20 protein-coding genes, 3 tRNA genes and 1 pseudogene are annotated in these 24685 nt (G+C 49.3%); 19 read left to right on the forward strand and 5 right to left on the reverse strand.

Annotated elements, in window-relative coordinates:
* The first annotated feature begins 23 nt into the window (after positions 1–23).
* The 8 genes and pseudogenes from fadA to rmuC all read left to right on the forward strand — a co-directional run bounded on the left by fadA (position 24) and on the right by rmuC (position 9947).
* Positions 24–1199 carry an acetyl-CoA C-acyltransferase FadA gene (fadA, locus tag FXF61_RS04695; RefSeq protein WP_151184168.1) on the forward strand — a complete coding sequence of 392 codons (1176 nt, stop codon included), beginning with the start codon at positions 24–26 and terminating at the stop codon, positions 1197–1199.
* A 62-nt stretch (positions 1200–1261) separates the two neighbouring features.
* Positions 1262–1498 (forward strand): DUF1653 domain-containing protein, encoded by a 237-nt coding sequence (locus tag FXF61_RS04700; protein ID WP_151184169.1) that lies wholly within the window; start codon positions 1262–1264, stop codon positions 1496–1498.
* Between the two features lie 150 nt (positions 1499–1648).
* The gene (gene topA / locus FXF61_RS04705; protein ID WP_151184170.1) at positions 1649–4255 is read left to right on the forward strand and encodes a type I DNA topoisomerase; all 2607 of its coding nucleotides are present in this window, start codon (positions 1649–1651) and stop codon (positions 4253–4255) included.
* A 71-nt stretch (positions 4256–4326) separates the two neighbouring features.
* A complete protein-coding gene (locus FXF61_RS04710; RefSeq protein WP_151184171.1) occupies positions 4327–4575 on the forward strand; it encodes a hypothetical protein in 249 nt (82 codons plus the stop codon).
* A gap of 9 nt (positions 4576–4584) precedes the next feature.
* A complete protein-coding gene (locus FXF61_RS04715; RefSeq protein WP_151184172.1) occupies positions 4585–5466 on the forward strand; it encodes a pseudouridine synthase in 882 nt (293 codons plus the stop codon).
* 226 nt (positions 5467–5692) lie between these two features.
* Positions 5693–7422, forward strand: a pseudogene (locus FXF61_RS04720) (DEAD/DEAH box helicase).
* 201 nt (positions 7423–7623) lie between these two features.
* Positions 7624–8403 carry an amidotransferase gene (locus tag FXF61_RS04725; RefSeq protein WP_151184174.1) on the forward strand — a complete coding sequence of 260 codons (780 nt, stop codon included), beginning with the start codon at positions 7624–7626 and terminating at the stop codon, positions 8401–8403.
* Entirely contained in the window at positions 8391–9947 is a 1557-nt protein-coding gene (rmuC, locus tag FXF61_RS04730; RefSeq protein WP_151184175.1) for a DNA recombination protein RmuC, read from the forward strand. The genes FXF61_RS04725 and rmuC overlap by 13 nt, the downstream gene beginning before the upstream one ends.
* Here the strand turns inward: rmuC and FXF61_RS04735 are convergent.
* The 3 genes from FXF61_RS04735 to FXF61_RS04745 are packed head-to-tail and all read right to left on the reverse strand — an operon-like array spanning position 9940 to position 11073.
* Positions 9940–10380 (reverse strand): DUF2489 domain-containing protein, encoded by a 441-nt coding sequence (locus tag FXF61_RS04735; RefSeq protein WP_178087265.1) that lies wholly within the window; start codon positions 10378–10380, stop codon positions 9940–9942. The two genes, rmuC and FXF61_RS04735, sit on opposite strands and share 8 nt — an antisense overlap.
* A gap of 1 nt (position 10381) precedes the next feature.
* A complete protein-coding gene (locus FXF61_RS04740) occupies positions 10382–10570 on the reverse strand; it encodes an SEC-C metal-binding domain-containing protein (protein ID WP_151184177.1) in 189 nt (62 codons plus the stop codon).
* Between the two features lie 5 nt (positions 10571–10575).
* On the reverse strand, positions 10576–11073 hold the full coding sequence (locus tag FXF61_RS04745) for an LEA type 2 family protein (protein WP_151184178.1): 498 nt from the start codon (positions 11071–11073) through the stop codon (positions 10576–10578).
* Between the two features lie 138 nt (positions 11074–11211).
* On the opposite strand from FXF61_RS04745, the gene FXF61_RS04750 reads away from it, so the two are divergent.
* Positions 11212–11787, forward strand: coding sequence for a hypothetical protein (locus tag FXF61_RS04750; protein ID WP_151184179.1), 576 nt, complete (start codon positions 11212–11214; stop codon positions 11785–11787).
* Positions 11788–11811: 24 nt separating this feature from the next.
* Here the strand turns inward: FXF61_RS04750 and FXF61_RS04755 are convergent, their stop codons facing one another.
* Positions 11812–12282, reverse strand: a complete 471-nt coding sequence (locus FXF61_RS04755) for a YchJ family protein (protein ID WP_151184180.1) — start codon at positions 12280–12282, stop codon at positions 11812–11814.
* 94 nt (positions 12283–12376) lie between these two features.
* On the opposite strand from FXF61_RS04755, the gene dinG reads away from it, so the two are divergent.
* The 3 genes from dinG to FXF61_RS15075 all read left to right on the forward strand — a co-directional run bounded on the left by dinG (position 12377) and on the right by FXF61_RS15075 (position 16429).
* Complete coding sequence (gene dinG / locus FXF61_RS04760) at positions 12377–14521, forward strand: ATP-dependent DNA helicase DinG (RefSeq protein ID WP_151184181.1); 2145 nt, start codon at positions 12377–12379, stop codon at positions 14519–14521.
* A gap of 28 nt (positions 14522–14549) precedes the next feature.
* Positions 14550–15695, forward strand: a complete 1146-nt coding sequence (locus tag FXF61_RS04765; RefSeq protein ID WP_151184182.1) for a serine hydrolase domain-containing protein — start codon at positions 14550–14552, stop codon at positions 15693–15695.
* A 611-nt stretch (positions 15696–16306) separates the two neighbouring features.
* A complete protein-coding gene (locus FXF61_RS15075) occupies positions 16307–16429 on the forward strand; it encodes a hypothetical protein (RefSeq protein ID WP_256663505.1) in 123 nt (40 codons plus the stop codon).
* A gap of 511 nt (positions 16430–16940) precedes the next feature.
* On the opposite strand, the gene folD is transcribed toward FXF61_RS15075, so the two are convergent.
* Positions 16941–17795 carry a bifunctional methylenetetrahydrofolate dehydrogenase/methenyltetrahydrofolate cyclohydrolase FolD gene (gene folD, locus FXF61_RS04775; RefSeq protein ID WP_151186012.1) on the reverse strand — a complete coding sequence of 285 codons (855 nt, stop codon included), beginning with the start codon at positions 17793–17795 and terminating at the stop codon, positions 16941–16943.
* Between the two features lie 270 nt (positions 17796–18065).
* Here folD and FXF61_RS04780 point away from each other — a divergent pair.
* The 7 genes from FXF61_RS04780 (at position 18066) to FXF61_RS04810 (ending at position 24476) form a co-directional block, all read left to right on the forward strand.
* Positions 18066–18142 (forward strand) — tRNA-Arg (locus FXF61_RS04780).
* Positions 18143–18197: 55 nt separating this feature from the next.
* A tRNA-His gene (locus FXF61_RS04785) sits at positions 18198–18273 on the forward strand.
* A gap of 49 nt (positions 18274–18322) precedes the next feature.
* Positions 18323–18407 (forward strand) — tRNA-Leu (locus FXF61_RS04790).
* Positions 18408–18678: 271 nt separating this feature from the next.
* Positions 18679–19620 (forward strand): efflux RND transporter periplasmic adaptor subunit, encoded by a 942-nt coding sequence (locus tag FXF61_RS04795; RefSeq protein WP_151184184.1) that lies wholly within the window; start codon positions 18679–18681, stop codon positions 19618–19620.
* 2 nt (positions 19621–19622) lie between these two features.
* The gene (locus FXF61_RS04800) at positions 19623–22859 is read left to right on the forward strand and encodes an efflux RND transporter permease subunit (RefSeq protein WP_151184185.1); all 3237 of its coding nucleotides are present in this window, start codon (positions 19623–19625) and stop codon (positions 22857–22859) included.
* Positions 22856–23065, forward strand: a complete 210-nt coding sequence (locus tag FXF61_RS04805; protein ID WP_151184186.1) for a DUF2892 domain-containing protein — start codon at positions 22856–22858, stop codon at positions 23063–23065. Before FXF61_RS04800 ends, FXF61_RS04805 begins: the two co-directional genes overlap by 4 nt.
* A gap of 13 nt (positions 23066–23078) precedes the next feature.
* Complete coding sequence (locus FXF61_RS04810) at positions 23079–24476, forward strand: TolC family protein (protein ID WP_151184187.1); 1398 nt, start codon at positions 23079–23081, stop codon at positions 24474–24476.
* Positions 24477–24685 lie beyond the last annotated feature (209 nt).

The raw sequence follows: 24685 nt of genomic DNA on the forward strand, positions 1-24685 counted from the left end.
CAGATTAGAGCGGGAGTAAAGAAATGAGCTTGAATCCAAGAGATGCAGTGATTGTCGACTTCGGACGTACCCCTATGGGTCGTTCGAAAGGTGGCATGCACCGCAACACACGTGCTGAAAATATGTCAGCGCACTTAATCACTGGTTTGTTAAATCGTAATGACAAAGTCAATCCAGCTGAAGTTGAAGATGTCATTTGGGGTTGTGTCAACCAAACCCTAGAACAGGGCTGGAACATTGCCCGCATGGCGTCATTGATGACAGATATTCCACACACCAGTGCTGGGCAAACGGTGAGTCGCCTCTGTGGCTCGTCCATGAGCGCGCTACACACTGCTGTGCAGGCCATTCAAACCAACAATGGTGATGTGTTTGTGGTTGGTGGTGTTGAGCACATGGGGCACGTCAGCATGATGCACGGTGTTGATCCTAACCCGCATATGTCGCTGTATGCTGCTAAAGCCTCAGGCATGATGGGTTTGACCGCTGAAATGCTGGGTAAAATGCACGGCATCAGCCGCGAACAGCAAGACGCTTTTGGTGAGCGTTCGCATCGTTTAGCACAGAAAGCCACCGTTGAAGGCAATTTCAAAAACGAAATTATTCCAATGGAAGGCTACGATGCAGATGGCTTTTTGAAAGTGTTTGACTACGACGAAACCATTCGTCCAGAAACAACACTGGAAAGTTTGGCAGGATTGCGCCCAGCGTTTAACCCGAAAGGCGGTACTGTCACTGCAGGTACGTCATCGCAAATTACTGATGGTGCGTCATGCATGATCGTGATGTCAGCACAGCGCGCAAAAGACCTCGGTATTCAGCCAATGGCCGTGGTGCGTTCGATGGCAGTTGCTGGTGTTGATCCAGCAATCATGGGTTATGGTCCAGTGCCAGCCACCCACAAAGCATTGAAGCGTGCTGGTGTAACGATGGATGATATTGATTTCGTTGAGCTCAACGAAGCCTTTGCTGCGCAAGCATTGCCGGTCCTTAAAGACCTAAAGCTGCTTGATAAAATGGAGCAAAAGGTTAACTTGCACGGTGGTGCGATTGCTCTGGGTCATCCATTTGGTTGCTCGGGTGCACGTATCTCCGGTACGTTACTCAACGTTATGCAACAAAATAGTGGTACGTTAGGCTTGGCCACCATGTGTATTGGTCTAGGTCAGGGTATTTCTACGGTATTTGAACGCGTGTAAGCGCAGATTAAATACGAAAGCCGGGGCCCTTGTGCCTCGGCTTTTTTTATTATGGATCTACAGTGAATATACAAGCAGGTATTTATCAGCATTATAAAGGTCAGCAATACCGAGTTTTTGCCGTTGCGCAGCACTCTGAAACTGAAGAGTTGATGGTGGTTTATCAAGCGTTATATGGCGCTTTTGGTATGTGGGTGCGGCCTTTGACAATGTTTGTGGAAGAGGTTGAGGTTGCCGGTCAAATGCAGCCACGTTTTGCCTTGCTCAGTGCCGAAAAATCAGTGTTGGCACAAGCATAAAACTGTAATCAAATTGCGCAAAAACTTGACCTATGCAGGTTACAACCTATATATAGCGTCACTGTAGGCAACGTTATCGTATTTTTATGTGATATTCACAAGCGCTGGTATAGGCATATCACTTTATTTAATTCAGGAATATTCTGAACAATGAGTAAATCGCTGGTTATCGTAGAGTCCCCTGCAAAGGCGAAGACAATCAACAAATACTTAGGTAATGAGTATGTGGTGAAGTCGAGCGTGGGTCATATTCGTGATTTACCGACAAGCGGCTCCGGCTCCGGTAAAGCGCCAGCTAAGCGTGGCAAAGCGGCTGATACTGCCGAACTCACGCCCAAGCAGAAAGCCATGCGCACCTTAGTTGCCAGAATGGGTATTGATCCTGAAAATGACTGGAAGGCCCGTTACGAAATTTTACCGGGTAAAGAAAAAGTTATTGAAGAGCTGCGCCGCCTTGCCAAAGGCGCCGATACCATCTATCTGGCAACGGATTTGGACCGCGAAGGGGAAGCCATTGCTTGGCACCTGCGCGAAGCCATTGGCGGTGATGACAGCCGCTATAAGCGCGTGGTGTTTAATGAAATTACAGAAAAAGCAATTGAAGGTGCATTTGCTGAGCCGGGACAACTCAACATTGATCAGGTCAATGCCCAGCAAGCTCGTCGTTTTTTAGATCGCGTCGTTGGCTTTATGGTTTCGCCGCTGCTGTGGAAGAAAGTAGCCCGTGGTCTATCAGCCGGACGTGTGCAATCGGTTGCGGTTAAGTTGGTGGTGGAGCGTGAAAAAGAAATTCGCGCTTTTATCCCTGAAGAGTTTTGGCAGGTGCATGCTGACTTAAGCAATGCTGAGCAGCTTAATACACGTTTTGAAGTGATCCGTGAGGCGGGTAAAGCGTTCCGTCCGGAAAATAAAGACCAGACCGATGCAGCATTAACAGTTTTAAAGAAAGCATCCTATGCGGTTGTTAAGCGTGAAGATAAGCCCACCAGCAGTCGCCCCAGTGCGCCTTATATCACGTCCACTCTGCAGCAAGCAGCCAGTACCCGCTTAGGTTTTGGCGTGAAAAAAACTATGATGATGGCGCAACGGCTTTATGAAGCGGGTTACATCACTTATATGCGTACTGACTCAACTAACATCTCTAACGATGCCATCGAAATGGTGCGCAGCTTTATTGATCAAGAGTTTGGCGGCAAGTATTTACCGGAAAAACCGGTTTTATATAGCAGCAAGCAGGGCGCACAAGAGGCGCACGAGGCGATTCGCCCGTCTGACGTCAATATCCAGACTGCTCAGCTTAAGGGTATGGAGCGTGATGCTGAGCGCTTGTATGAGTTGATTTGGCGTCAGTTTGTTGCATGTCAGATGCCGGCTGCTGAATATATTGCCACCAGTTTGACGGTTGAGGCTGCACAGTTTGAGTTACGTGCCCGTGGCCGTATTTTGAAGTTTGATGGTTACACTCGAGTGCAGCCGCAGCAGGGTAAGGCTGGTGAAGATGCAGTGCTACCTGATTTGAAAAAAGGCGATGTATTGAGCTTGCTCAAGCTTGATCCGACACAGCACTTCACTAAACCGCCCGCGCGTTACAGTGAAGCTAGCTTGGTTAAAGAGTTGGAAAAACAGGGTATTGGCCGACCCTCGACCTATGCAGCAATTATCTCGACCATTCAAGACCGTGGTTATGTGGCTTTACAAAACCGCCGTTTCTATGCAGAGAAAATGGGCGATATTGTCACTGAACGCCTCAGTGAAAGTTTTTCTGATCTGATGGATTACAACTTTACCGCGCAAATGGAAGAGCGCTTAGACAGTGTGGCGCACGGTACCCTGCAGTGGAAACAGCTGCTTGATGAGTTTTACAAAGATTTTAAAGAAAAACTTGAGCAGGCTGATTCTAGTGAAAACGGCATGCGTGAGAACACGCCAACCCTGACTGATATTCCATGTAAAGAATGTGGGCGCCCGATGATGATTCGCACCGCTTCAACGGGTGTGTTCTTAGGTTGCTCTGGCTACGCATTGCCACCTAAGGAACGTTGTAAGTCAACCATGAACCTTGTGCCAGGTGATGAAATTGCCGCTGACGATGAGGGTGAGTCTGAATCCTTATTGTTGCGTAATAAGCATCGTTGTGCTGAGTGTGACACCGCAATGGATGCGTACTTGATTGATGAGACGCGCAAGCTGCATGTGTGCGGTAACAATCCAGATTGCACAGGCTTCGAAGTTGAAGAGGGGCAGTTCCGTATTAAAGGCTATGAGGGTCCAAGCCTTGAGTGCGATAAGTGCGGCAGCGAGATGCAGCTAAAGACCGGTCGTTTTGGCAAGTATTTTGGTTGTACTAATGCTGAGTGTAAGAACACACGCAAGCTGTTACGCAGCGGTGAGGCAGCACCGCCAAAGATGGACCCAGTACCGATGCCAGAGTTGCAGTGCCAGAAAGTTGATGATACCTATGTGCTACGTGATGGTGCAGCTGGAATGTTTTTGGCGGCCAGCCAGTTTCCAAAGAAGCGTGAAACCCGTGCGCCTTTGGTGCTGGAATTGATTCCGCACAAAGCGGAGATTGATCCTAAATACCATTACTTGCTCACTGCTCCGACCCATGATCCAGATGGCGAGCCTGCGGTTATTCGCTACAGTCGTAAAAATAAAGAGCAATATGTGCAGTCGGAAATTGAAGGCAAACCCAGCGGTTGGAAAGCCTTTTACGATGGTAAGAAATGGCAGGTTGAAGATAAGCGCAAGAAATGAATTAGCGCTGTATTGATTACAGGGCCGCTATAGCGGCCCTGCATGTTTTATTTGATTTTTAAGAGTTGTTTATGTCCAGTGCGTTTTTGGAAATTGTTGAATTACCTGATGGCCGAATTGTTTTGCGCCGCTCGGAAGAAGATACGGCTTTAGTGACCCTGACTTTTTCCAGCGAAGCACGCGGCTTTTTAAAAGCCAGTTACATTGATGTCGCTAAAGAGATGTTTCATGCCGGTTTAATGGCAGCAGGGCACATAGCAGAGGAAGAGTCTAGCAGCGAAGTAGATGAAGAAGACCCAACAGGGCATACAGTGCATTAATCTGTTGGCATGACGGACTCTCATTTGTTTGGCGCAAGCAGGGTGCGCCTACCGCATGCCGCTTATCCGCTGCTATTGGATTTTCTATCAGAGCATTTTTCTACAATCAGTCGTGATACATGGCGACAGCGCATGCTTGCAGGTAAGGTTTTAGATGAGCGGCGACGCAGTCTGCAGCCCAATGCATCCTACCAAGCAGGTGCCTTGGTGTATTACTTTCGTGAAGTGCTAGATGAGGCAAGGGTTCCCTTTTCGGAAACTATTTTGCAGCACGATGAACACTTATTGGTTGTTGATAAACCGCATTTTTTAGCAACACAGCCGGCTGGACGCTATGTTGAAGAGAGCCTATTGCGGCGGTTGATGAGGCGCTTTGATAACCCTAATATCGTGCCGATTCATCGCCTTGATCGCTTAACTGCAGGCGTCGTATTGTTTTCAGTGAATCCCAGCAGTCGAGACGCCTACCAAAGCTTGTTTCGCCAGCGCAAAGTATTTAAATGTTATGAGGCGCTGGCAGCAGCATTGCCAGATCAGCAGTGGCCGTACCGATACTGCAGTCGACTTGAGCCAGCGCAAGAGTTTTTTCGTATGCAAGAAGCCGCTGGAGTGGCCAACAGTGAGACAGTGATTGAGGTGTGCGAGCAGTACGGCGATATTTGGCGCTATCGCCTCTATCCAGTGACCGGGCGTAAACATCAGTTGCGTGTGCACTTGGCAGCTTTAGGTGCGCCAATTATCAATGATCCGCTCTACCCACACTTGCAAACAGTAACTGAGCAGGATGATTACGCGCAGCCAATGCAGCTACTAGCGAAGCAAATTAGCTTTATTGACCCTCTAAGTGGTTTTTTACGCTATTTTAAGAGTGAAATATGCTTAAGGTTGTGAGTTAGTTAACAAACACTAGGCAGTTGTCTGCAAAAGTGGCTATAATATGCGCCGGCCAGATCGGCCCCCGTTAAGGTTACTGCAATATCCCGAAGCACTGCTTCGACTGCTTGTCCTGTACAGGACTCTCCTAGACGTTTTATCTAAAACAGCGTTTTCGCAAATACTCGCAAACAGGCTGCCAAAAGGGCGACCATTACGGTCTTTCATGGCGTGTGCAGCTTTCATGGGTCTTTGCGGATGCACATAAGGCATACCATGACCCAAGAAACCAGCACCACTCCAGACGTTGGCACTTTTGCCACCCTCGGCCTTCACCCTTCAGTTCTTGCAGCAATCACTGCAGTTGGTTACGAAGAGCCATCACCCATTCAAACACAGTCAATTCCGTTAATTATGGCTGGCCACGATATGATTGGCCAAGCACAAACCGGTACCGGTAAAACGGCTGCGTTTGCTTTACCTATTTTGTCGCGTATTGATGCAGCACGCCGTGAAGCGCAAGTATTAGTGCTGGCACCAACTCGCGAACTGGCCTTACAAGTGGCCACAGCGTTTGAAAGCTTCGCTGCACAGATGCCAAGCGTTAACGTTGTCGCTATTTATGGTGGCGCGCCAATGGGTCCGCAACTCAAAGCCATTCGCCAGGGCGCGCAAGTGATTGTAGCGACGCCGGGCCGTTTAGTTGACCACTTGAGCCGTAATGGTGGTTTGCTCTCTACTATTAATTTTTTAGTGCTTGATGAAGCAGACGAGATGTTAAAACTCGGCTTTATGGATGACTTGGAAGTTATTTTCAACGCCATGCCGGATGAGCGTCAGACGGTGTTGTTCTCGGCAACATTGCCAGCGTCGATCCGCGGCATTGCAGAAAAACACCTGCGCAAGCCTCAGCAAGTTAAAATTGCCAGCAAAACTCAAACCGTTGCCCGTATCGAGCAAGCGCACCTGATGGTGCATGCCGATCAAAAAGTGAATGCGGTGTTGCGTTTACTGGAAGTCGAAGACTTTGATGCCATGATTGGTTTTGTGCGCACCAAGCAAGCTACCTTAGATATTGCCGCAGCACTGGAAGCTAAGGGCTATAAGGTTGCTGCGCTGAATGGTGATATCGCGCAAAACCAACGTGAGCGCGTGATTGATTCATTAAAAGATGGTCGCTTAAATATTGTTATTGCAACCGACGTTGCTGCACGTGGCCTTGATGTGCCGCGCATCACTCATGTTTTTAACATTGATATGCCGTACGATCCTGAGTCCTATGTGCACCGTATCGGTCGTACCGGTCGTGCTGGCCGGGATGGTCGTGCATTGTTATTGGTGACACCACGTGAGCGTCGCATGCTGCAGGTGATTGAGCGGGTCACCGGGCAAAAAGTTGCAGAGATCTCATTGCCAGATGCAAAAACCATTTTGCAGGCGCGTATTCGCCGTTTGACCCAAGATTTAGCTCCGCGTATTAAAGATAAAGAAAAACAGAACACAGATCTGCTCGCGCATTTGACCACTGAGCTTGGCTGCACTGTTGAAGAGTTGGCGTTAGGCTTATTGGCGAAAAGCACTGAAGGTCAAGCCTTCACCTTAGCCGGTGTTGAACGTGAGCAGCCGGTGATGAGCTCACGCAGTCGTGATGATCGCGGTCAACGCGGCTCGCGTGACGGTGGTGAGCGATCTGATCGTGGCCGCGAACGACGTGCACCACTAGCGCTGAGCGAGGGTAAAGTGCGTTGTCGTACTGCGCTGGGGACCCGTGACGGCGTTGCTGCGCGTAATTTGCTGGGCGCTATTCTTAATGAAGGCGGCTTATCCCGTGAGGCGATTGGTCGTATTCAAATTCGAGAAAGCTTTAGCTTAGTAGAGCTGCCTGAGCAAGGGTTAGACAGCTTGCTAAATAAACTCAAAGACACACGCGTTGGCGGTAAAGCTCTAAAATTACGTCGTTACCGTGAAGACTAAGTGACAATAGACAAGGTGATGCACAGACATTGCCCGTCGCTAAAAGCCGATTCAGCTGCGAAGTTGAGTCGGCTTTTTTTCAATAGCCCCACCGCTTGTATAGAGATGCTTGCATTGCCAGACGCTGCTTTATTTATCTCTATAAAAGTAGATATATGTCAGGCTATACTGTGCTTTTGATCAGTGGTTTGAGGCGCCTTAATGAGCTTGCGAATATGTATTTTAGAGTCCGATGATTTGCATCCGGCGATGCAAGATACATTTATCGGCTTTGGTCAGATGTTTAAACAACTTTTCTCTAGCCAAGATGCCGAGCTTGATTATCAGGTGTTTAATGTGGTGAGAGGCGAGTATCCGCCCGCTGCTCAGCAGTTTGATGCCTATCTAGTAACCGGCAGTAAAGCGGATTCTTTTGCCAATGATCCATGGATTGTTACCCTGCGAGCCTACTTGCGAGAGCGCTTTAGTCAGGGTGATGTGTTGCTCGGTATTTGTTTTGGCCATCAAATTCTTGCTTTGGTGCTCGGTGGTATTACACAGCGCTCGAGTAAAGGCTGGGGTATTGGTGTGCATCGTTACCGTTTAGAGCATAAGCCGCAATGGCTGCCAGACAGCGTTGATGAGTTTCAATTGTTGATCAGCCATCGCGATCAAGTGACCGCTTTGCCTGAGGGCGCCCAATTGTTGGCCAGCAGTGAGTTTTGTGAGAATGCGGCTTTTATGCTGGGTCAGCAGGTGCTGTGTTTTCAGGGGCATCCTGAGTTTACCCATGAGTTTTCAAGAACTTTGCTGGGTATTCGTCAAGCTATGTATTGTCCCGAAGAATATCAGGCAGCCTGTCAGAGCCTAGCACAACAGCATGACGGACAGGTTATTGCGCAGTGGATGCTATGTTTTGTCAGAACGGCTAAACGATCCCGTACTGCGACTGCTGCTGAGCAAGCAGTAATCGCACAAAGAGATGATTTATGTTCAGCTTAGCGCTGCAAGAACTCAGCCCATACGCTGCGCCGTTACTGGTTGGCACTGTTGCGCTGGCTGCTGCAGTGCAGCAGTTTATGCGCGCGCAAAAAACACAACAGCAATTAGCCGATAGCGAAGAGGCGCTGCTTGCAGCGCGCGAGCAACTGCATGAGCAGGCTATTGAGTTGCAGGTACTTGGCAGTCAACAGCAGCAATTACAGGCTCATTTAGAGCGTCGTGAAGCGGATTATCAGCAATTAAAAGTTGAGCATAACGCATCGCAAACGCAGCTATTGCATGTGCGTGGGATGGCTGATGCTGCACGCGCTGCTTATCGTGAGCTCAAAGAGCAACAAGTGCGGCGTGACAGCGATTTGACCGAGCAGCAAGCACGTTATCTTGAGTTGCAGCAGGTGCACCAGCAGCTGCAACAAGATCATCGTGCGTTAAGCAGTCTCAGTGCGCAAAAAGAACAGCACTTATTAGAGCAACAGCAATTACTTAAAGACAGCCGTGAGCAATTAAAGCTTGAGTTTGAGCAGTTGGCGACGCAAATTTTTGAGGCGCGCGGCCAATCGCTGACGCAAAGCAGCCAGCAGTCACTGGAAGCCATGCTTAAACCCTTTCGCGAGCAGATTGATGGCTTTCGCCAGAAAGTTGAAGATATTCATCATAAAGATGCCCAACAGCAGGCGTCCTTACAACAGCAACTGTTGCAGTTAAAAGAGCTCAATCAGCAGATCACCCATGAAGCACATGAACTGAGCAGCGCCTTACGTGGCCAGAAAAAAGCGCAAGGTAATTGGGGTGAGTTGATCCTGGAAAATGTCTTAGAGCGAGCCGGCTTGCAATTGGGTAAAGATTTTGCCCGTGAAGTCAGTTTCAGCACCAGTGAAGGGCGCAAACGTCCCGACGCGATTGTTTATTTACCACAAAATAAGCATTTAATCATTGACGCTAAAGTGTCTTTAAATGCGTATTTGCGCTACGTCAATGCCGATGATGAGGCGCTGCGTGCACAGGCATTAAACGAGCATGTCAGTGCGTTTTCTGCACGTGTTAGTGAGTTAGCAGAGCGTGATTATGCGGCGCTGCCGGGCCTTAATTCGCCGGATATGGTGTTTATGTTTGTGCCGATTGAGTCAGCTTTTGCTGATGCGATGCGTGCCGATGATGGCTTATTACAGCGCGCTATTGAGCAAAATATCTTGATTGCTACGCCCAGCACCTTGCTGGCCAGCTTGACCATAGTTCGCCAATTATGGCGTTTTGAAGAGCAAAGCCGTAGCACCGCTGAATTGGCTGAGCGTGCCGCTAAAGTCTACGATAAGCTGCGTATTTTTCTCGGCAGTATGGACGGCATTGGTAATAGCTTAGATCGAGCGCAAGAAGCGTATCGCAAGGCCTGTGATCAGCTGGTGAATGGGCGTGGTAATTTGCTTAAGCAAGCCAGTGATTTTCAGCAGTTGGGGGTTGCGGTCAAAACTGAAATTGACGAGCAGTGGCAAGATCGCGCACGGCTCGAATTAACCCATCTTGACGATAGCGATAGCGTTAACTAGCTTTTAAATGGCTTTGTAGTTGCTGTACGGCCTGTACCGATTCTTTTTTATGCTGCAACTCTAGTTCAGCAAGATGGCGCTCATGGGGTTTTTTCTCTGCGCTACTCAGTGCAAGCCATGCATCATGGGTGGGAATGTTTTTAGTTGCGTTAAAGACCTGCTGCAGCACTTGGTAGTCAGTTTGCATGCCGAGCTCAGAATCATAGTGATCTAAAATCACTTTGATGCGGATACAGCCTTCAGCCCAAGGCATTTGTTCAGATATAAAACTATCGGTCAGCACAATTAAATCATCATGCAGCTGTTTTTTTTGTGCTGCACGTTGTTGCTTGCGCTGCTTCTCTGTTTTCAAAAGGCGTCGCCACAGAATAATCGAGTAGGCCGCTAAAGCCAAAATAAGAACCGAACCACCAACCATTGTGAGCATTAACATATTAAGCACCGTGACATTTTTTGTATTTTTTCTGACTGCCACAAGGGCATGGGTCATTACGCCCAATGGCTTTCAGAGGATTAGTCACAGGCTCTTGATGGCTGTGATTGCAGTGTGGGCCGTGCACATGCGGTGTTTGCTTGTGGTCATGTTGACAATCAGGGCCATGAACGTGTTCTGTAGAAGGCATAGTCATTACTCGCGAATATAGTCGCCGGGGATGATATCACCGTGGCGTAGGATATTGATTTTTTTGCCGAATAAAAGCCCAGTTTTAATATCCGCATGCAGCGCATAGTGAATGGCTTGGTCGGGTTTTTCCAGCATACGTACAATCACCTTCATATGTCGCCATAGATTGGTGTGCACAGGAATTTTAAAGTAAGCATGTGAATTGCCAGCTACTGTTAGCCATTGATTGTTGCTACCGGTTGCCAGCGGCGTATCGTTGAGCAAAATGCGGTAATTGATGCTGCGTATGGGCAAGCTTTGTGAGTTCGGGTTGTCCACGCGAAAGTGTAGAATAAATTGTTGTTCAAGCAGTTTTGCACGCACCAGCTCAACATCCACCAGCTGGACATCAGGTTTTTTAAAGTTGCTACTAAGCCAAGTAGAGCAACCGCTTAGCGAGGTTAATACTGCTAAGAGTAACAACAATGCCGGTGTTTTTTGTATAGTTGCCAAATAGCTCATTGATTAACTCCAAATTCCACGGCAGTGTATCAAGCAAATGTTGGGCGCAGTGCAGTAAATAAAAGATCAACAGTGCCTGTTTATATAAGATATATCAATTACATCGCTGCGCGAATCATGAATGACAGGGGGTTGAGTATGCAATACTTTGAAATTGCTTTTTGCGGTGAGATCTTGCCGGGTGCTGAGCTTAATCAGGTCAAAATGGCAATTGCTGGTTTATTTAAAGCCGATGAAGCTCTATTAGCGAGGCTTTTTTCAGGCCAGCGCATGATCATTAAGCAGCGTCTTGATGCCCAAGCAGCAGCGAAGTACCAAACTGCTTTTCAGCGCGCAGGTGCAGTACTTGAAGTGCGTGAAATAAACGAGCCAAAAGATGATAGCAGTGCAGTCAATGCTGCCGTCACGGCCGAGTCCGCAGAGCCACAGCAAGAGCCAACAGCGCAGAGCGCTGCACCAGCAGCAACAGCCATGCTGCAGGTCGCACCGCGAGATGAGTATATGGCCGCATTTATTGATGTGCAGGCACCTGATTTTGGTATAGCGCCGTTGGGTGATGATTTACAACCGACACCTATGCAAAAGCCGGCACCAGAACTAGACTTATCAGGTATTAGCTTAGCGCCAGCCGGCAGTGATATGGGGCAGCTGCCTGGTGCACAAGCACTTCCTGTGCCTGATATTTCGCATATCAAATTAGCCGATGAAGATTAAAAATCAGTCAGTGCGCTATGTTATTTATAAATAGGACGCGCAGCACTTTTTAAACTTTAGAGCGCTGCCACAGGGACAAGGCGCATTACGTTCAGCGGTGAGTGGCACATTTGGATCGTAAAAATACCAGCAATCCGCAGGCTTAATAAAGACAGAAGTTTCTTGGTGTTGATGACGGCCTTGCGCATCCTGCCAGTGCGCGATGAACTCTACTGTGGCATGCCGCTGATCTGGCTGAATATTTTCTGCAATAACCTCTAAGCCCAGCCATTGGCTGTTCTGACTCCATTGACGAATCGCCTCCATATCAAGCTGAGCCTGTTGCGCAGGTAAAGTGGATGCTTGAATAAACTCAATATTGTGTCGTACAAAAGCGCTGTAACGTGCACGCATCAATGCTTGCGGTGTATTGGCAGCGGCGCCTGCATGGTAACGGCCACAGCAGTTCTGGTAGTCATTATTCGCATCACATGGACAGGTTGAAATGGCAGTCATCAGCAATCCTTTAAGCATAAAACGTATAAGCAGGCTATTATTAGATTTTAAATGGATACTGAACAAACGTACAGTTCGAGAAAGTGAATACAGCATGCTCAGCGATGAATTAAAAAACACCATTCAAAGCGCCTACACGCGTTTTTTGGATAAGAAAGAACTAAAGGCGCGCTACGGCCAGCGCTTAATGATTGCTGAAGTTGCTAAAGCTTTAGGCTGTATCGCCGTCGATGAGGAAGGCAAGCGCTCTGGCGAACCTGCGGTGCTGGCGATTGAAGCAGGTACGGGAACCGGTAAGACGGTAGCCTATAGCTTAGCTGCCATTCCGGCGGCGCGTGCAGCGGGTAAGCGCTTGGTGATCGCCACAGCAACGGTGGCGCTGCAAGAGCAAATCGTAGATAAAGATTTGCCTGACATTATTAAAAATAGTGGACTGAATTTTACCTATGCCTTAGCTAAGGGCCGAGGTCGCTATTTGTGCTTATCTAAATTGGATGCAATTTCTCAGCATAGTGAAGCTGAGCAGGCGACTGCACAGCTATTTGCTGATGATGGTTTTCATATTGAAGTCGATAGCGACAGTGAAAAGCTGTTTAGCGAAATGATTAATAAGCTTGCTAGCAATCGCTGGGACGGTGATCGTGACAGCTGGCCGCAGGTGCTCGAGGATGCGACCTGGTCACGGGTCACTACGGATCACACTCAGTGTACAGGCCGTCATTGCGCTAACTTTCAGCAGTGTTCCTTTTATAAGGCCCGCGAAGGTATGACCAAGGTGGATGTGATTGTCACCAACCACGATATGGTCTTGGCGGATTTAGCGTTAGGTGGTGGCGCGGTGCTGCCTGATCCGCGCGAAACCATCTATGTATTTGATGAAGGCCATCACTTGCCTGATAAAGCCATCGGTCACTTTGCTCACTTTACCCGTTTGCGCTCCACTGCTGAGTGGTTGCTGCAGGTGGATAAAAACCTAACACGCTTACTGGCACAAAACCCTTTACCTGGTGATCTTGGTCGTTTACTGGAGCCTGTGCCAGAGCTGGCAAAAAATCTGCGCACGCAAATGCAATTTATGTTTACCTTTTGCGAGCAGCTCGCTGAATTTCGCCCCAATAGTGATCCAGACAGTTATGACAAGCCGCGTTACCGTTTTGTTGGCGGGGTTATTCCGAACGAGATGCGAGAGCTGGGGATTGAGCTCAAAAAAGAATTTGCCCGCTTAACGGATATTTTCAGTCGCGTGACAGAGCTATTGAAAAAAGCCATGGACGACGAGCCGGGCTTAGGTGTGCCCAGTCATCAGGCGGAAGAATGGTATCCATTGTTTGGTAGCTTGCTGGCACGTGCGCAAAACAATCAAGAGTTGTGGTCAGCCTTTACCGCCGAAGACCCCGAGAAAAGCCCGCCAATGGCGCGCTGGTTGTCGTTGGCCGATAGCAGCGCGGCGTTTGATATTGATGTTAATGCCAGTCCTATTCTGGCCGCAGAAACCTTGCGTCGGCATTTATGGAATGTTGCCCACGGTGCGCTGGTAACATCGGCAACCTTAACAGCGCTGGGCACCTTTGATCGTTTTAACATGCGTGCCGGTTTACCTTTTGATGCGATAAAAACCGTCGTGCCCAGTCCCTTTAAATACGCTGAAGCCGGTGTCTTGCGCGTGCCTGACTTGCGCGCTGATCCACGTGATGCTGATGCGCATACACAAGCGATTATTCGTGATTTGCCGGGTATGTTGGAAGGTGTGCAAGGCAGTTTGGTGTTATTTTCATCGCGACGACAAATGCAAGATGTGTTCTCTGGAGTGGATGCAGAATGGCGCAAGCGTGTGTTAATACAGGGTGGTTTGTCGCGTCAAGAAACCTTAGCTAAACATAAAGCGCAGATTGATAAGGACCAAGTGAGCGTGCTGTTTGGTTTGGCCAGCTTTGCGGAAGGCATCGACTTACCCGGTGCCTATTGCCAACATGTGGTGATTGCAAAAATTCCTTTTTCCGTACCTGACGACCCTGTGGAAGCGGCATTATCCGATTGGATTGAGGCACGTGGCGGTAATCCCTTTATGGAGATTGCCGTGCCGGATGCCTCGTTGCGTTTAATTCAGGCCTGTGGGCGCTTGCTGCGTAATGAGCAAGATACCGGTAGCATCACTTTATTGGATCGACGTTTGGTGACGCAGCGCTATGGCAAAGCAATTTTAAATTCCTTGCCACCGTTTCGCCGTCAAATTGATTGATTATTTACAGTTATAAATAGAGGTCAGTATGCATATCGATGGTAGCAGTGACAGTGCATTTTCGAGCGTTCTCGATGTGTTCACCCAGATACTGGAAGATCCCGAGCAGCGTGGCGCATCTTTATGCGTGCAGGTTGCTGGGGAAACGGTGCTGGATGTCTGGGGTGGAGTGATTGATCGCCATGGCGAGCAGCTCTGGCAGCGCGATACACTGATTAATATTTTTTCCAGTGGTAAACCGTTGGCTGCGGTTGTGCTGTTGCAATTGGTGGCGCAAGGGCGCTTACAGTTGGATACACCGCTGGTTGAGTACTGGCCAGAGCTTGCAGCGCAAGGTAAGCAGCAGATAACTTTACGCCATGTCTTAAGTCATCAAGCAGGTTTGCCTGCAGTGCTTGAGCCGTTAGCGCCTGAAGCGTTATTTGACTGGGCGCAGATGGTTGCTGCCGTACAAAATACGCCACCGTGGTGGACGCCGGGCAGTGCGCACGGTTATGCACCCATGACCTATGGTTGGCTGGTGGGCGAGTTGATTCGTCGTGTTGAAGGTTGTGAGCCGGGGCAAGCAATTGCCAAACGTATTGCTCAGCCGCTGCAATTGGATTTACATCTAGGGCTGGCAGAGCAAGACTTGCCACGGGTGGGTGATGTGATGCGCATGAAAGGTGTAGTGAATGATGCGGCGTCGTTACGCTTGATGAGAGCTATAGGCAGTGATCCGCGCGGTATGACGGCCAAGGCCTTTAATAATCCGACCTCGATGTTGACCAGTACCAATAAGCTTGAATGGCGCCGTATGCAGCAGCCCGCAGCCAATGTGCACAGTACCGCACGTGGCTTGGCGGGTTTTTATACGGGATTAATTCAGGGGGAGCTGCTGGACACTGAAATGCTCAATGAAATGCTTAAAGAGCACAGCATTGGCATGGATTTAACTCTGCTGAGCCAAACGCGTTTTGGTTTGGGTTGCATGCTTGAGCAAGCGGATCAGTTGTCTGCCAGTTACGCTTTAGGTGCGCGCAGCTTTGGTCATCCTGGAGCGGGAGGGACCTTGGGCTGTGCTGATCCTGAGCGTGAGGTGAGTGTCGCCTTTGTCAGTAACAGCCTTGGTGCTAGCGTCATGATGGACCCGCGTGCGCAGAAGATTAATGCCATGCTTAAGAAGTGCTTGTAAGGCGTATTTTACTCTGATTTTTATTCGCAGAACTCAAAAGTATTAGATGTTATTTATGTAAAGCGCACGGTGCTCGTTGATCATTGATGTGGTTTTCGACTCTGTAATATGGCTCTTTTTAAGGCAAAAGCATTAAGCATGATCTGTGCATGTTGCAGCGTGCAAGTGTTGTTCTTCCCTTAACACGCCCTCCTGGCGTGATGCGGGCGCTACGCCATCCCTGGCTTCGCTTGCCACAACACCCGCACACTGCTATTGATCATCGGTATTGTTTTTTAGTCTGTAGCATGGCTCTTTTAAAGCAGCTTGCTTTGTTGATATGCAGTATTTCTGGCTATTTTTAATGTTATGAGTACCGAAAGAGAAATTGCAATTCACACAGTTAACTTAAACGTTTGCAGAAACAGACGAGCCTTATATCAATCGTGCTAACAACGCCTTTGATTAACGAGTACTTCGGGGTTGGTGTGACAAGCGAAGCCAAGGATGGCGCAGCGCCGGAGTTGAGCCCTGGATGGGCTCATCGACGGATAAACACCAATTCCGAAGTACGCTATGCCACGCAATGACCAGCGCACCTCAAGTAAAAAACTTTCAGGAACAATTGGTGCATGTTGCAGCGTGCAGGTGTTGTTCTTCCCTTAACACGCCTTCCTGGCGTGATGCGGGTGCTACGCCATCCCTGGCTTCGCTTGCCACAACACCCGCACACTGCTATTGATCATCGGTATTGATTTTTAGTCTGTAGCATGGCTCTTTTAAAGCAGCTTGCTTTGTTGATATGCAGTATTTCTGGCTATTTTTAATGTTGTGAGTACCGAAAGAGAAATTGCAATTCACACAGTTAACTTAAACGTTTGCAGAAACAGACGAGCCTTATATCAATCGTGCTAACAACGCCTTTGATTAACGAGTGCTTCGGGGTTGGTGTGACAAGCGAAGCCAAGGATGGCGCAGCGCCGGAGTTGAACCCAGGATGGGTTCATCGACGGAAAAACACCTATCTCGGAGCACGGTATGCTGCGCACACACTATCAAAAGCTAACGAACAAACACCTATCTCGGAGCACGGTATGCTGCGCACACACTATCAAAAGCTAACGAACAAACACCTATCTCGGAGCACGGTATGCTACGCACACACTATTAAAAGCTGACGAACAAACACCTATCCCGAAGTACGGCATGCTCTGCTCTCGCCAGTAAGACAAAACAGAGTGTACGCATGGAGTATCGTGACAGTACTTACTGTTTTTCTTGCTCACAAGCCTGCAGGGTGTTCTCTAGCAAGCAGGCGCGGGTCATTGGGCCAACACCACCGGGCACTGGAGTAATCCATGCGGCGCGCTGCAGTGCTGCATCAAAACCAACGTCACCAATCAGTTTGCCATTGTCTTGGCGATTTATACCGACATCGATAACAATAGCACCAGGTTTAATCCACTCGCCCTTAACCAAGTCAGGAATACCAACAGCAACCACAACCAAGTCAGCACGGCGCACGTGGTCTTCTAAGTTCACGGTGAAGCGATGAGTAATGGTGGTGGTGCAGCCGGCCAGTAATAACTCAAGCGCCATTGGCCGACCAACAATATTGGATGCGCCAACGATAACAGCATCTAAACCGTGTAAATCCACGCCAGTATGCTCAAGCAAAGTCATGATGCCCTTTGGGGTGCAAGATCGCAGCAACGGCATACGTTGTGCGAGGCGACCGACATTATACGGATGGAAGCCATCAACATCCTTGTAAGGACTAATGCGCTCAAGCAGCAAAGAAGAGTCGAGATGCGCGGGTAATGGTAATTGCACCAAAATACCGTCAATTGTGTCATCAGCATTAAGGGTATCAATAAGTTCAAGCAGCTCTGCTTGCGTTGTCGTTGCGGGTAAGTCGTAAGCTTGTGAGTGAAAGCCGACTTGCTCGCAGTCTTTGCGCTTATGCGCCACATACACCTCAGACGCAGGATCGCTACCCACTAAAATGACCGCTAAGCCCGGTGCACGTAAACCTTGGGTAAGGCGGTCTTGTACGTGTTGGGTGATATTTTTGCGAATATCTGCGGCGATTTGTTTGCCATCAATCAATTGTGCTGTCATGAGGTTATGAGCCATACTAATTTAAGTAAAAAGATGACGCGTATTCTCGCATGACCGGCCGCACGGGGCAAAGATGCTTGAGAGCTATTTCAGCTATATTCACTATCTATTTGATTCTTTTGCAAATAAAGGTTGACGAGCATCAGGCTCCTCGGTAAGATTCGCCCCGCTTAGCAAGTACAGCCTGAAGCTGGATACGAAAGCTGGACAAGTCATATTGAACAGTAATCGAGCCTTGAGTCAGTTACTCAAATTGAGTGCAGACACCAGGCGCCCGTAGCTCAGTCGGATAGAGCACCCGCCTTCTAAGCGGGTGGTCGCAGGTTCGAATCCTGCCGGGCGCGCCATTAGGCGATGCTTGCAAGTGAAGTAAGTTACATGTATTATGCGCAACGCAATATGGTGGGCGTAGCTCAGTTGGTAGAGCACGGGATTGTGATTCCCGGTGTCGTGGGTTCGAGACCCATCGTCCACCCCATATTCGGAAAACATAAAGCTTTTTATAGAGCTTTATGCGTGAGCAACATGCGGACGTGGTGGAATTGGTAGACACACCAGATTTAGGTTCTGGCGCCGCGAGGTGTGAGAGTTCGAGTCTCTCTGTCCGCACCATCTAATGGTTTTAAGCCTGACGAATAAAACAGCCCCTTAATTGGGGCTTTTTTATGCCTGCTTTTTGTCAGCTGAATCATGCGGCTATGAGTCGCTCTGAATAGCAGCTGCTTGCTTATCAGTAGAACTGGTTACATAATCACTTAAGGATTTTGTAAAGTATTGGGTGAGGGGTGTGCCAGTGAGAATAATAAGACAGCTTTTTCTTGCATCTGTCGGCGTGCTGATAAGTCTATGCGCTACTGCACAGGAACCAGCCACAGCCCAGGTCATGCGAAGTTCTTCAGCCAGCAGTGCTGTGTATGAAGGCTATATCGAAGCGGTAACCGAGACCTCTATTGCTGCACAAGTTTCAGGCGTGATTGAGAAAATTGCAGTCAGTGCAGGCGACCAGGTGCGTGCTGGTCAAGTACTGCTGCAGATCGATGCTACCTATGCCAAGCAACAGCAGGCTGCGATGACTGCTCAGGTTGATGCTGTTCGTGCTGAACTGCATGCCCTGAACCAAGAGTTAAACCGTCAAAAGCAACTGTTTGCTAAAAACTACATCAGCAAAGCAGCCTTAGAGCGTGTGCAAGCTCAGCAGCAGGCTGCGACAGCGCAATTAAAAGCCCAGCAAGCGCAAGCGCAAGCAGCGCAAGTAACCACCGATTTCTTTATTATTCGTGCGCCCTATGATGCAGTAGTGATTGATGTGCCTGCGATGCAAGGGGATATGGCCATGCCGGGCATGCCGTTGTTATCGTTGTTTGATCCAAAACTGCTGCGCGCCAGTGTGGCGGTTCCGGTTGCTGCGGCTGAACAGGCACAACTCTCTGAAAAAGACACAACAGCGCTGCGCGTGCTGCATGAGCAGCGTGCACTGACCGTAGAAAACATACAGGTTTTACCCACCGCAGACCGCGCCACTCATACCCTGCGTTTGCGCATAGGTGTGGCTAATGAGCAGGGAGATTTATTCCCTGGACAGCACGTCAAAGTCATGCTGCAGCACGTTGCTACGGCAGGGCAGGATCAGCGTTTATTTATTCCAAAGGCTGCAGTGATTCAACGTGCAGAGCTGACCGCTGTTTATGTGCTCAGTGAGCAAGGCAAGCCACTGTTAAGGCAAGTGCGTTTAGGTGTTGCTGATAACGAGCGTGTCGAAGTGCGCAGTGGCTTATCAGTCGGTGAGCGTGTTGTGCTTGATCTCCATGCTGTCAGTAAGGAGTGAACATGCAACCTAACCTGGGTGTTTCCGGTCGTATTGCCGCTGCGTTTCAGTCGGCACAAATCACTCCACTATTGGCGCTGCTGGCGTTATTGATGGGCATCTTTGCAGTTTTGGTGACGCCGCAAGAAGAAGAGCCGCAAATTAATGTGACCATGGCCAACGTGCTTATTCCCTTTCCAGGCGCTTCGGTGCGCGATGTGGAAAGTATGGTAACCACGCCAGCTGAGCAAGTGCTCTCGCAAATGACCGGCGTAGAGCATGTAATGTCAGTGTCGCAGCCGGGCATGGCGGTGTTGACCGTACAGTTTGATGTGGGGGTTGAGCGTAATGATGCCTTGGTGTATCTGCATGACACCTTGCGTTCCAATGAACAATGGTTGCCCAAAGATTTAGGTGTGCTTGCACCCATTACCCGACCTATGGGCATTGATGATGTGCCGATTGTTGCGGTGACTTTGTATAACACTGCAGCAGATTCTGGCGCCTATGATTTAGAGCGCATTGCCCACAGTATTGAGGTTGAGCTCAAGCGCGTTCCAGGCACGCGTGAAGTGCGCAGCATTGGTGGGCCTGGGCGTGCGGTGCGGGTTGATCTGCAGCCGGAGCGTTTAAGTGCGTTGGGATTGACGGTCAATGATTTGCGCGCGACTTTGCAGTCGGCCAACTTAGGTTTGCCAGTGGGCAATCTTGTGCGTGGTAACACCCAAGTGCAGATTGATGCGGGACTTTTTTTAAGTAGTGCGCAAGAGGTATCCGAGCTGGTTGTTACTGTGCAGGATGGTCGTGCCATTTATTTAAGTGATGTCGCTAGGGTCAGCGATGGGCCGTTGCAGCCCAGTAACTATGTGCGCTATGGCACTGTCGGTGAAACTGCCCAGGAATATCCGGCGATCACCCTGACAGTGACAAAAAAGCCGGGCGAAAATGCCATCGATGTCTCCAATGCAGTGATGCAGCGTGTGGCTGAGCTGGAAAACACCCTGATCCCTTACGATGTGACAGTGGTGGAAACCCGCGACTACGGTGCGACCGCCAATGAAAAAGCACGGCAACTGATCCAGAAATTAATTTTTGCCACCTTGTCGGTTGTCGCTTTGGTGTTTTTTGCTCTAGGCCGCCGTGAAGCGGCCATCTTAGGTGTGGCTGTGGGTTTAACCTTAGCTGCAACGCTGTTTGCGTCATGGGCGTGGGGCTTTACCCTCAACCGTGTCTCTTTGTTTGCGCTGATTTTCTCTATTGGCATTTTGGTCGATGATGCCATCGTGGTGGTAGAAAATATCCACCGACATCAAGCCTTACATCCAGGCAAAACGCTCTCAGAAATTATTCCCTATGCAGTCGATGAAGTGGGTGGCCCGACTATTCTTGCCACTTTTACCGTGATTGCAGCGTTGTTACCGATGGCCTTTGTCACGGGCTTGATGGGGCCCTATATGAGCCCGATTCCGATTAATGCCAGTATGGGTATGGTGTTGTCACTGGCCATCGCCTTTACCTTGACGCCATGGTTAGCGCGTTTGTGGCTTAAGCATTCGACAACTGAACCGACTGAACACGCACCACAAAAAACCAGTCGTTTATCCGCCTTTTTAACGCGTTTATTTGAAGGCATCTTTAAGCCGTTTTTAGATCCGCGGCGTGGCACCCTCAACCGTTTTTTCTTGGGCCTTGGCGTGATGGCGCTGATTGGTTTGTCTGTGCTGTTGCCTGTGTCCGGCTTGGTGCTGTTGAAAATGCTGCCATTTGATAACAAATCTGAGTTTCAAATTATCGTTGATATGCCGGCTGGCACACCCTTAGAGCAAACCTCCGCGGTACTGGGTGAGTTGGGCGCGTATTTAGCCACAGTGCCAGAAGTCACCCATTATCAAAGCTATGCAGGTACCGCAGCACCGATCAACTTTAATGGTTTGGTACGACAGTATTATCTGCGCAGCAACAGCGAAAGTGGCGATATTCAAGTTAATCTGGTGGATAAATCCGAGCGTTCTGAGCAAAGCCATGCGATTGCAACGCGATTGCGCCCACCGTTACAAGAGATTGGTCGCCGCTTTAATGCCAATATAAAGATTGTCGAAGTACCGCCTGGACCGCCTGTGCATGCACCGGTGGTGGCTGAAATTTACGGGCCAACTGCAGAAGGTCGCCAAGCCGTCGGTGATGCGGTGCGTGCAGTGTTTGCCGAGGTTGAAGGCATGGTGGATATTGATGACAGTGCGATTGCTGATGCGCCACGTAAACTGTTGTTAATTGATCGACACAAGGCCAGTCAGTTGGGCGTGACCCAGGCTGATATTGTCAGTACCTTACGTGCCGGTTTGCATGGTGACTCTGCGACCTGGCTGCATGATGGCAGCAAGTACCCGGTATCGGCGTATTTGCAATTAAGTCCTGAATTACAGGGTGATTTGTCGACCTTGTTGCAGCTTAAAGTGCGCACGGCTAGCAATGATCTAGTGGCGATTGCCGAACTGGTGAGCATTACTGACGCTTTACAAGAGCAGCCGATTTATCATAAAGATTTACTGCCCGTGCACTACGTGATGGCCGATATGGCGGGTGAAGTGGATAGCCCTTTGTATGGCATTTTTGCTTCGCGTGCCGCCATTGCGGATATCGTCACGCCCGCTGGTTCAGCGATTGATGAGTACTTTATTAATCAGCCACAAGATCCTTACCGTAATTACGCGTTGAAATGGGATGGCGAGTGGCAGATCACCTATGAAACCTTCCGCGATATGGGTGCAGCCTATGCCGTGGGGATTTTGCTGATTTACTTGCTGGTGGTCGCGCACTTTTCATCCTACTTAACCCCGTTGGTGATTATGGCGCCGATTCCATTGACCATTATAGGGGTAATGCCCGGTCATGCCTTGCTTGGGGCGCAGTTCACGGCAACCAGTATGATCGGCATGATCGCGTTAGCCGGCATTATTGTGCGCAACTCGATCTTGCTGGTGGACTTTATTAACTTAGAAGTTAAAGCGGGGCGCTCGCTAGAGCAGGCGGTGATTAACTCGGCGATTACCCGTGCGCAGCCTATTATTCTCACAGGATTGGCGGCCATGCTTGGCGCGTTCTTTATTCTTGATGATCCGATTTTTAACGGCTTAGCCATTTCACTGATCTTTGGTGTGCTGGTGTCGACCGTGCTGACCTTGGTAGTGATTCCATTGCTGTATTACGCAGCCTATCGCAACAAACCTCATGCCCTCAGTAAAATAGGAGAATCGTCATGACCTCATGGCAAGTAGTGCGCGTCGTCGCAGGTCTTTTTATTGTGCTATCGGTTGCTTTTGGTGCGCCGGCGAGTCCGTTTTTTATCAGTCAGTGGTGGCTGCTCTTCACCTTGTTTGTAGGAGCGAATGTCTTACAAAGCGGTTTAAGTAAGTGGTGTTTGATGGAAACCATGCTGCGTAAATTTGGTATCAAGCCCGGCTGTTAAGGAGTTGCGAGTTATGCTTCGATTGACCTGCAAAACTAAAGGCTCCACGTTGAGCGCACTGCTGCTTGCTGTGTTGTGGCATAGTATCAGTGTTGCCCAGCCTTTGGATCTGGTGGATACTTGGCGGTTGGCGCTCAGTCATGATCCTGAATACCGAGCGCAGCAAGCTACGGTGGAAGCTGGAGGTGAGCAGCGTAACTTGGCGCGCAGTTTATGGCTGCCCACTATCGGTGCCAGTGCGACAGCAGGGCGTGCAGCTCACACCTCCAGCACGCAAGGTGCGCAGTTTGTCACTCCAAACATGCGCTCTGAAGATGTTGAATTCAATACCTCGATTCGTGGTGGCAATCTAAGCAGCTATGCGTTAGCAATTAAGCAGCCTTTGTTAAATCGCGCGCGTTTAGCCGAGAGTCGTCAGTTGCGGCTGAGCGCAGAGGTCGCTGATTTGCAGTGGCAGTCAGCGCAGCAAAATTTAATGCTCAAAGTCGCACAACGTTATTTTGCGGTGCTCTTGGCACGAGAAAAAGTCAGTTTTTTAACCCAGCAACAAAAGCAAGTTGACCTCGTTCAAGAAGAAACCCAAGAACGTTTTGAGTTGGGTGATCGCCCTGTGACCGATACCTATGAAGCCTTAGCGCATGCGCAAGGTTTGCAGGCTCAGCTGCTTGCTGCGCAGATGCAAGAAGATTTGGCGATTGCGGATTTTACTGACCTGACCACGCAAACACCGGATAGCTTACTGAGTGTGCCCTTGCCAGACCCTTTGCAAGCACCCCAGCTGGAGCCGCTGACAGACTGGTTGGCAGAATCGGTGCAGCTAAACCCTTTACTGCAAATGCATAATAAAGGCGTCAGCATTGCTGCCGAGCAGGTTGCGCAATACTCCAGTTGGAGTAGCCCGACGCTAGATTTAATCGGTCAGCTGGGATACGAAAAATTGGATGGCAGCGGCCGCTATGGTTCAGCTTTGAATAAAGCCGACGATTGGATGGTTGGTGTGCAACTCAATGTGCCTATTTTTACTGGGGGTTATCGCAGCGCTAAGCACCGGCAAGCCTTGCACCTACAGGATCAAAACCTTGCTCAGGGTGATGTGCTGCGCCAACAGGTGAAACAGCAAACCCGCGCAGCGTGGTTGGGTGTGCAGGTTAATGGGCAGCAAATTACGGCCTTGCAAAAAGCTTTAAAGGCCAGTCAAGCGCGTCTCGCGGCGACCCGCTTAGGACATCAGTTGGGTGATAACACCACTTTAGAACGCTTGGATGCTGAGAATGCAGTGGCACAGATGCAGTTTGAGTTGCTGGATGCCAAAGTATCCTTGATTGTCCATCAGTTGCAGTTAGCCGCCTTGGTTGGCGGTTTAGATGAAGGGCATTTGTTGCAAGCGAATGCGTATTTACAGGCGCGTTAACAGGTTATCCAGATAGCTTGCAAAACCCGCCATGCGCATGTTTTCAATCAGAGCCGCGTCTATTAAAAACCCATGCTTTTAGTCAAGTAAACATTGAAAGGTAAAGGCGTAGACTTATAGCTGAGTATTGCACTAAAAGTAGGCATCTGTAAGTGCACTGAGATGTCACTGAGTTCATGTCAACTGGGTTGCCAATCAGGGGGAAATAC

The organism is Pseudomonas sp. C27(2019), assembly GCF_008807395.1.
Classification (GTDB): domain Bacteria; phylum Pseudomonadota; class Gammaproteobacteria; order Pseudomonadales; family Pseudomonadaceae; genus Denitrificimonas.

Coding starts and splice junctions, on each gene's coding strand:
- fadA (WP_151184168.1), top strand. CDS start 24: ATGAGCTTGAATCCAAGAGATGCAGTGATTGTCGACTTCGGACGTACC.
- topA (WP_151184170.1), top strand. CDS start 1,649: ATGAGTAAATCGCTGGTTATCGTAGAGTCCCCTGCAAAGGCGAAGACA.
- FXF61_RS04710 (WP_151184171.1), top strand. CDS start 4,327: ATGTCCAGTGCGTTTTTGGAAATTGTTGAATTACCTGATGGCCGAATT.
- FXF61_RS04715 (WP_151184172.1), top strand. CDS start 4,585: ATGACGGACTCTCATTTGTTTGGCGCAAGCAGGGTGCGCCTACCGCAT.
- FXF61_RS04725 (WP_151184174.1), top strand. CDS start 7,624: ATGAGCTTGCGAATATGTATTTTAGAGTCCGATGATTTGCATCCGGCG.
- rmuC (WP_151184175.1), top strand. CDS start 8,391: ATGTTCAGCTTAGCGCTGCAAGAACTCAGCCCATACGCTGCGCCGTTA.
- FXF61_RS04735 (WP_178087265.1), bottom strand. CDS start 10,380: ATGTTAATGCTCACAATGGTTGGTGGTTCGGTTCTTATTTTGGCTTTA.
- FXF61_RS04740 (WP_151184177.1), bottom strand. CDS start 10,570: ATGCCTTCTACAGAACACGTTCATGGCCCTGATTGTCAACATGACCAC.
- FXF61_RS04745 (WP_151184178.1), bottom strand. CDS start 11,073: ATGAGCTATTTGGCAACTATACAAAAAACACCGGCATTGTTGTTACTC.
- FXF61_RS04750 (WP_151184179.1), top strand. CDS start 11,212: ATGCAATACTTTGAAATTGCTTTTTGCGGTGAGATCTTGCCGGGTGCT.
- FXF61_RS04755 (WP_151184180.1), bottom strand. CDS start 12,282: ATGACTGCCATTTCAACCTGTCCATGTGATGCGAATAATGACTACCAG.
- dinG (WP_151184181.1), top strand. CDS start 12,377: ATGCTCAGCGATGAATTAAAAAACACCATTCAAAGCGCCTACACGCGT.
- FXF61_RS04765 (WP_151184182.1), top strand. CDS start 14,550: ATGCATATCGATGGTAGCAGTGACAGTGCATTTTCGAGCGTTCTCGAT.
- FXF61_RS15075 (WP_256663505.1), top strand. CDS start 16,307: ATGTTGCAGCGTGCAGGTGTTGTTCTTCCCTTAACACGCCTTCCTGGC.
- folD (WP_151186012.1), bottom strand. CDS start 17,795: ATGACAGCACAATTGATTGATGGCAAACAAATCGCCGCAGATATTCGC.
- FXF61_RS04795 (WP_151184184.1), top strand. CDS start 18,679: ATGCGAAGTTCTTCAGCCAGCAGTGCTGTGTATGAAGGCTATATCGAA.
- FXF61_RS04800 (WP_151184185.1), top strand. CDS start 19,623: ATGCAACCTAACCTGGGTGTTTCCGGTCGTATTGCCGCTGCGTTTCAG.
- FXF61_RS04805 (WP_151184186.1), top strand. CDS start 22,856: ATGACCTCATGGCAAGTAGTGCGCGTCGTCGCAGGTCTTTTTATTGTG.
- FXF61_RS04810 (WP_151184187.1), top strand. CDS start 23,079: ATGCTTCGATTGACCTGCAAAACTAAAGGCTCCACGTTGAGCGCACTG.